A 6868-nucleotide genomic window follows, 5' to 3' on the forward strand; every position below is an offset into this window, starting at 1 on the left:
TCACGGACGTAGGGCCAAGAGTCTTTTCCGTCTAGGTTTTGACCATCTGCGTCATCTTATCCTTAATCCTCAATCCCTTCATCAGTTCGACTTTCGGCAATCTTTACATTTTTTGTCCTGTACTTAGAAAAAAACTTTTCAGATATCCTCTAATTGTTTATTGCTATTTTAAATTTTAACTTGTTAATTTCAATCCATAAATATTGGATTTATTGTAATTATTTTATAGTTTATTTTTTGATTAGTAAACTAGATATATCACGAAAACTAATACTACTTAATCACAACACCAAAAAATACTCGAATATCTTTCCTACTGTTCCCTGTTCGCTGTTCCCTGTTCCCTGTTCGCTGTTCCCTATTCCCTGTTCCCTACTCCCTACTCCCTACTCCCTATTCCCCAAAAATAATTATTCCCTCTTCTACACTAGCGATTTGATAGCCAGAGGTTGGTAAATATCTCAGATCAAAGGTGTCACCTCCGGATAGTTTCCAGATTTTGTAATTGGAAAAGGTTAGGGGAATTCCTGGTTCACATTCTTCTGGTCTATGGTCACCGAGGACAAAATAAGCTGCCCCTTCTCCTATCACTTCAGCGTAACCTTTGTAGTTTACAACTACTGATGTTGCTTCGTCTACCCCGATGCCTAAAACTTCTTCTGCATCAGTATCTTGGAGCTGGCGAGCAATAAATACCATCAGGCGACCCATGCGCTCTCGTTCACTAAAGTGGGTATCGACAATTACTGATTCTAGGTCTCGCCATTTAAATAGGTGATTCGTCAAGCTAATGTAATGGTCATAGGGGTCATTTAGGGCTTCATCGGAGCGGATTGAACCTTGACAAGCATCATAGACAAAACTACCTTGAATCATTGCACCAGCACTGGTTCCACCAATCGCGCCACCTTTATCAAGCACATAAGCGATCGCATCATGAAGGTCTGTGCCCTGGAAATTATCCACATAGTCGCACTGGTCACCACCGGTAAAAAATAATACCTCAGCGTTTTCCACCGTAGCCACCACATCCGGTCGATTAGCATCATCACGGCTATCGAGCACTAGGGTTTCTACAGAATTAACCCCGTTCATCTCATAGATCGGTTGATTGTAGCCATCGCCACCAAAAGACCGGATTACTACTACATCAACAGTGCGATCGCATTTACTGCAATCCCTAACTTCGTTAATCATCCACTGGATCGCTTCATCCACATCAGGACCACCACCACCCAAGTCAAAGGCAGGACCATCTAAAGACAGATCAACATTAGGAGATTGACTAATTTGATAACGCTTGACCGTAGCAGCTGCAGGGAATGCTACTACTCCCAACATGATCACGAAGACTAAAGTACTTATAAGTAAACGTTTCACTATCTTGATTCACCCTGAAAGCTTAACCGTTCAACCTTAACTCTTCTATTCCGATCTTGCACGAAGTTGAATATTTCACTTTAAAGGTAGGGAACAGGAAACATCGGAGATCCCCCATTATCCCCCTTAAAAAAGGGGGACGAGGGAGTATGGCTCCCCCCTTTTTTAAGGGGGGCTGGGGGGGATCATAATCTTGCGGAAAACTTTGAAAACACTCCCTAGGGGGGCACAATCATACCCATAATCAGCAACGCCCTCTCTTCCCGATTCCCGATTCCCGATTCCCGATTCCCGATTCCCATTAGCTTGCTGCCTGAGTTAGCAAAGACTCCAATTGTCCCTTACCGTCTAAATCATACAACTCATCGCAACCGCCAATGTGTTGGTTATTGATAAAAATTTGGGGTACCGTTCGACCTCCGTTGGCTCGTTCCGCCATCTGGTTTCTGGCATTGTCGTCCCCATCGATTTTATACTCGGTGTAGTCAACCCCTTTCCACCATAGCAATAGCTTCGCTCGGATACAGAAGGGGCAGGCTTGCCAGGTGTAAATTTCCACGTTGGCTTTCATATGTTCTGGGTTGCGTCCTAGGATGGGATTGAGAAAATCCAGCATTGTTGGTTAATCCTATGTTGTTGAATCCTAGTTCAAGATATACCATACTTACAGGATAGTTTAAATTAAGAAAAAGGAAAGAAATAAGATAACTTTTTGTGTTACTATAAATCAGTATTTGGTTTGATTATTTGTTTTAAAAAAACTCAATAAATGGATGTAATTCGGGTTACACAAACAGATAAATAATTGATAAAATAGTTTTTTGTAACGCTTTTTAATTCTGTTCTAAGGCCACCACCGACTCACATCCTTAATCGCTTCAACAATTGCAGCCAGAGCTTCTTTGCCTCCCAAAGAGATAATAGTTGGACTTAGATCAACCAGGTCTCTTAAGAAGTGCTGGCGATCGCGACAAGCCAAGGTATGAAGAAACTCTTGCCAAAGGGAAAGGTCATCTTGGAGGGATAAGCCTGAATTTTTGATTAGTCCACTGAAGGCATAGGCTCGGTGATACTCAGACTGAATTGCCCGTGCTGTTTCTAGGACTTCTGGGAGAAGGGTTTCCGGCAAATGTGGTGCTAGTTTACTCAAGACTATGGCTCGGATAAACTCATCGGTAAGTTCCCGTGCCCCTTCTAGGGCTTCTGGTAGGATTTGAGGCAACTGTGGTGCTAGTTCACTCAGGGCATAGGCTCGGCTCCACTCATCGGTAATGGCCTGTGCTGCTTCTAGGGCTTCTGGTAGGATTTGAGGCAACTGTGGTGCTAGTTCACTCAGCGCTATGGCTCGGCTCGACTCATCGGTAATGGCTCGTGCTGCATCTAGGGCTTCTGGTAGAATTTCTGGCAACTGTGGTGTTAGCCTTATCAGGGCTGTGGCTCGCTCTGACTCATTGGTAATGGCTCGTGTCTCTTCTAGGGCTTCTGGTAAGATTTCCGGTATTTTTGGCGCTAGTTCACTAAGTGCTCTGGCTCGGTATTTCTCATTGATAATGGCTCGTGCTGCGTCTAGGGCTTCTGGTAAAATTTCCGACAACTGTGCTCCTATTTCATTCAAGGCATTGGCTCGATCTGTGTTATCGGTAATAGCCCGTGCCACTTCTAGGGCTTGTGAGAGTAGTCTTTCCCCCAACTGTGGTGCTAGTTTACTCAGTAATATAGCTCGGTTTTCGTTATCGGTAATGGCCTGTGCCGCTTCTAGGGCTTGTGGGAGTAACCTTTCCGGCAACTGTGGTGCTAGTTCACTCAGGCCATGGCCTCGGCTGAACTGACTGGTAATGGCTCGTGTCGCTTTTAGAGCTTCTGGTAAGATTTCCGGAAAATGTGGTGCTAGTTCATTCAAGGCATCGGCTCGGCTCGACTCATCGGTAGCTTGTGCTGCCTTTATCACTTCTGGTAGGATTTCTGGCAAATGCCGTGCTAATCTACTCAAGGCTCTGGCTCGGTCTGACTGATTGGTAAGTGCCCGTGCCGCTTCCAGAGCTTCTGGTAAAATTTCCGGCAACTGTGGTGCTAGTCGAATCAGGGCATAGCCTCGGTCTGACTGATTGGTAAGTGCCCGTGCCGCGTCTAGGGCTTCTGGTAAGATTTCCGGCAATTGTTCTGCTAGTTCACTCAAGGCATAAGCTCGGTCTGATTCATCGGTAATGGCTCGTGCGGCTTCTAGGGCTTCTGGTAAAATTTCGGGCAACTGTGGTGCTAGTCGAATCAGGGCATAGGCTCGGTCTCTATCATTGGTAATGGCTCGTGCGGCTTCTAGGGCTTCTGATAAGATTTTCGGCAATTGTGGTGCTAGTCGAATCAGGGCATAGGCTCGGTCTCTATCATTGGTAATGGCTCGTGCGGCTTCTAGGGCTTCTGATAAGATTTCCGGCAAATATGGTGCTAGTCCACTTAGAGCTCTCGCTCGATCCGACTGATCGGTAATAGCCCGTGCAATTTTGAGGGCTTCTGAGAGTAATGTTTCCGGTAACTTTGGGGCTAGCTCTTCTAGTGCTTTTGCTCGATCATAAGGATTTTGTATGTATTGAAGGTAAGCCAAAGCCTGAACTGGAGTCCAGATCTTTTTCTCTACCAGGGCTGCCATCAACTCTCCTGGAATATGCCCAAGCAAACTACTCACAGAAGACACCATCAAGGCATAACGGCACTGCAAACTAATAGAACGAGTTGGTGAAGAGGAAAAAGCCTCTTCTGCTAACTGCCAAGCCTTGGCCACATCCTTAACAAAGCCCCCCAGTTGATCGAGACGTTCACAGGTTTCATACCAACCATTGCGTCCAGCTTCTGTTTCCTCCTGCAGCAGTTGGTGTACGTCCTCTACCCAACCGGCTTTTTCTAAATGCCAGGTCAGATAACTGTGACTATAGCCATCATCCGGTAGGGTGTGCCACAATCCGTTTTGGGTTTTTTGGCGATAGCGCTCTAGGAGTTGACCATGGGCTTGGGGCCAGCTTAATCCCAAACCCGGTAAGCTACTCTCTACCCCTGTAGCTGCTTCAGCAGTTAGCAACCGACGCGCCATGTCATGGACTAAGTCATGGAGCTGATAGCTGGGACTCTCATTAGTGGATTTACCAGAGAGCAGTAGAGCCTTTGACTTAAAATACTGTAAAGTCCTTCTTGCTTCTCGTGGACTTACATCCCACAAGGTTGTGCCTAAAGCGGGAGTAATTGAGACATCTTCTGGCAAGACACCCAACCAGGCAAACTGCTGAAATTTTTCCGATGGTAGTCGCCGTAAACTGAGATTAAAGGATGCCACTAGGCTATAGTGCTTGCGTCGCTTTTCCTCAACCTCTTGGGCACCTGGTAAATCTAAGGTTTCCAACCGGGCAATTTCCGTTTGTAGGTCAGTGAGTAACTCCTGCCAGGAAATACCATCTGCTATTTGTGCTGCCGCTAACTCCAGGGCTAGGGGTAAGTAGCCCACTGTTGTGGCTAGGGCTTGGGCTTGTTTGCGGTCTGACCCCGTAAGTTTAGAACCCCCATACTCTTCCAGTAAGGCTAAGGCTTGTGAGGGACTCATCAAATCTAAATCATAGCGAGTCACTCCCACAATTTGAGCTTCACGAGTTGTCACTAACACCCGGCACTTAGCACCACCAATCCGAAACGGTTGCACATGGTCTGGGTTCCAAGCGTCATCGACTACTAGCAGCGTAGCCTTTTCAAACAGCAAGGTTTGTAAATGTCTAGAAGCCGCATTAGTATTAGTGGGTTTATAGTCATGGTCTCCCAGTGCTTGGATCCAACTACTGAGAAAAGACAGCAAGTCTGGCTGCTGACCCAAGGTTGCCCAGAGAATACCATCGGCAAAATGAGTCTGTACCTCTGGATCATGGGCAATAGCAGCAGCCAAGGTAGATTTACCAATACCCCCTAAACCATAAATAGCGCTAACCACCAGAGTGCCGGTCTTAGCGGTCTGCTCTGACAGTAAGGATTGCTTCAAGGATTGGCTTACTTCTGGGCGCTGGATAAAGTAAGCTGGTAGGGGTGGGGCTTGGAAAGGAACCCCTGGCTTAGGGCGAAGAGCTTGGCACCTTTTGGGAGTAGTAGCAGTTGCTTGTTCTTGCTGTTTGGATTTCTCTGGTCGTTTATTGTCCCACTCTTGCTTAAATATTTCTAGGTTTGTGGCTAGGTCTTGGCCGTAGAGTCTCAGGGTGAAATGCCTTTCATCCTTTCCCTTCTTCTTGACACGGTTGTCTTCTAAAATTCCTAAAAAGTCTTCCATCCGCTGCAACGCTTCTACCACTTGATGCTTGCTGAGACTACCTGGATAGTTATCGTTCTTGGTGAGTTGGATTAAATATCTGGTCTGAGTTTCAATTACTAGTTCTGGAGGAGTTGAGGTTTTCTCTATCCAACGGAATTTAATATCGGGATTCCCCTGATTAGCGATGTCTTGGGCAAAAGAAACTAATGCTTCAAATAGACGCAGTGCTCTGGCTTTAACTTTAGGACCGTAAGTAGGTCTGGGCATGCTATTGGGGGATGGGCAAGGAAAAAAAACTTGAGGGTTAGGGTAGGTTTTCCCACAATTGCAGAAGCTACCCTCAACTAGTCTAGCCTTGATACACGGTGGTTGTAGCTACCCTAAACCTAACTGTTGCTTGTAGACACTACCCTCAGGTCACTATGGATTCAGTTAGGTAATCGAAGCAATACCATGAATGACCTCAAAGAGCAAGTCGTTGATAATCAAGGAGTTGACACTATAGCATTAGTCGAACAACCACAGCCCCTAATGGAAAATCCTGCTCTCTGGCTCAAGGATGGGGACAGTCCAGCAGAAATGATTTTAGCGATCGCAGTGTTAGTGGGAGCGCTGACTAGATTGATCCAGGTGGTGGGTCCTTGGTTTAAGAAGCAGGATGGGTGATCCCCCCTAACCCCCCTTAATAAGGGGGGAGCTATACTCAAAGTCCCCCTTTTTTAAGGGGGATTTAGGGGGATATTCTAGTTTGAAGACACGCCCTAAACCCAAAATGGGTAGTAATGATATCAAAGTCCCCCAGAATTGGGGGATTTAGGGGGCAAATAAGGAATAGGTAGTGTGGGTGATCCCCCCTAACCCCCCTTAATAAGGGGGGAGCTATACTCAAAGTCCCCCTTTTTTAAGGGGGATTTAGGGGGATATTCGAGTTTGAAGACACGCCCTAAACCCAAAATGGGTAGTAATGATATCAAAGTCCCCCAGAATTGGGGGATTTAGGGGGCAAACAAGAAATAGGCAGTGTGGGTGATCCCCCCTAACCCCCCTTAATAAGGGGGGAGCTATACTCAAAGTCCCCCTTTTTTAAGCTATCCATTAGGCAAAAGTAGTCGAAACAGTGATAGAGACTAGGATTTAGGCAAGGATTGGGAGAGGAGTGGTGAGAGCCATTATTAAACTAACAGGGATTTCCCAAGACTGCGGTCGCAAAAT

General features: G+C 46.2%; 5 protein-coding genes and 1 pseudogene. 3 read left to right on the forward strand and 3 right to left on the reverse strand.

Features of this window, described 5'->3' with window-relative positions:
- A pseudogene (locus F6K46_RS37210) lies at nucleotides 1-127 on the forward strand (IS4 family transposase); the annotation flags it as partial.
- Nucleotides 128-237: 110 nt separating this feature from the next.
- Nucleotides 238-456, forward strand: a complete 219-nt coding sequence (locus tag F6K46_RS37215) for a hypothetical protein (protein WP_293067820.1) — start codon at nucleotides 238-240, stop codon at nucleotides 454-456.
- Here the strand turns inward: F6K46_RS37215 and F6K46_RS37220 are convergent.
- The 3 genes from F6K46_RS37220 to F6K46_RS37230 all read right to left on the reverse strand — a co-directional run bounded on the left by F6K46_RS37220 (nucleotide 394) and on the right by F6K46_RS37230 (nucleotide 5923).
- The gene (locus F6K46_RS37220; RefSeq protein ID WP_293067832.1) at nucleotides 394-1341 is read right to left on the reverse strand and encodes a Type 1 glutamine amidotransferase-like domain-containing protein; all 948 of its coding nucleotides are present in this window, start codon (nucleotides 1339-1341) and stop codon (nucleotides 394-396) included. The genes F6K46_RS37215 and F6K46_RS37220 overlap by 63 nt on opposite strands.
- A gap of 340 nt (nucleotides 1342-1681) precedes the next feature.
- A complete protein-coding gene (grxC, locus tag F6K46_RS37225) occupies nucleotides 1682-1996 on the reverse strand; it encodes a glutaredoxin 3 (RefSeq protein ID WP_293067822.1) in 315 nt (104 codons plus the stop codon).
- A 228-nt stretch (nucleotides 1997-2224) separates the two neighbouring features.
- Nucleotides 2225-5923 (reverse strand): NB-ARC domain-containing protein, encoded by a 3699-nt coding sequence (locus F6K46_RS37230; RefSeq protein ID WP_293067826.1) that lies wholly within the window; start codon nucleotides 5921-5923, stop codon nucleotides 2225-2227.
- 126 nt (nucleotides 5924-6049) lie between these two features.
- On the opposite strand from F6K46_RS37230, the gene F6K46_RS37235 reads away from it, so the two are divergent.
- Nucleotides 6050-6322 carry a hypothetical protein gene (locus tag F6K46_RS37235; protein WP_293117966.1) on the forward strand — a complete coding sequence of 91 codons (273 nt, stop codon included), beginning with the start codon at nucleotides 6050-6052 and terminating at the stop codon, nucleotides 6320-6322.
- Nucleotides 6323-6868: the final 546 nt, after the last annotated feature.

The sequence above is a fragment of the Moorena sp. SIO3E8 genome, assembly GCF_010692445.1.
Classification (GTDB): Bacteria; Cyanobacteriota; Cyanobacteriia; order Cyanobacteriales; family Coleofasciculaceae; genus Moorena; species Moorena bouillonii.

What these genes read in the sequence shown, in the direction of transcription:
- F6K46_RS37220 (WP_293067832.1), bottom strand. Translation starts at nt 1,341, where the DNA reads ATGTTGGGAGTAGTAGCATTCCCTGCAGCTGCTACGGTCAAGCGTTAT.
- grxC (WP_293067822.1), bottom strand. Translation starts at nt 1,996, where the DNA reads ATGCTGGATTTTCTCAATCCCATCCTAGGACGCAACCCAGAACATATG.
- F6K46_RS37230 (WP_293067826.1), bottom strand. Translation starts at nt 5,923, where the DNA reads ATGCCCAGACCTACTTACGGTCCTAAAGTTAAAGCCAGAGCACTGCGT.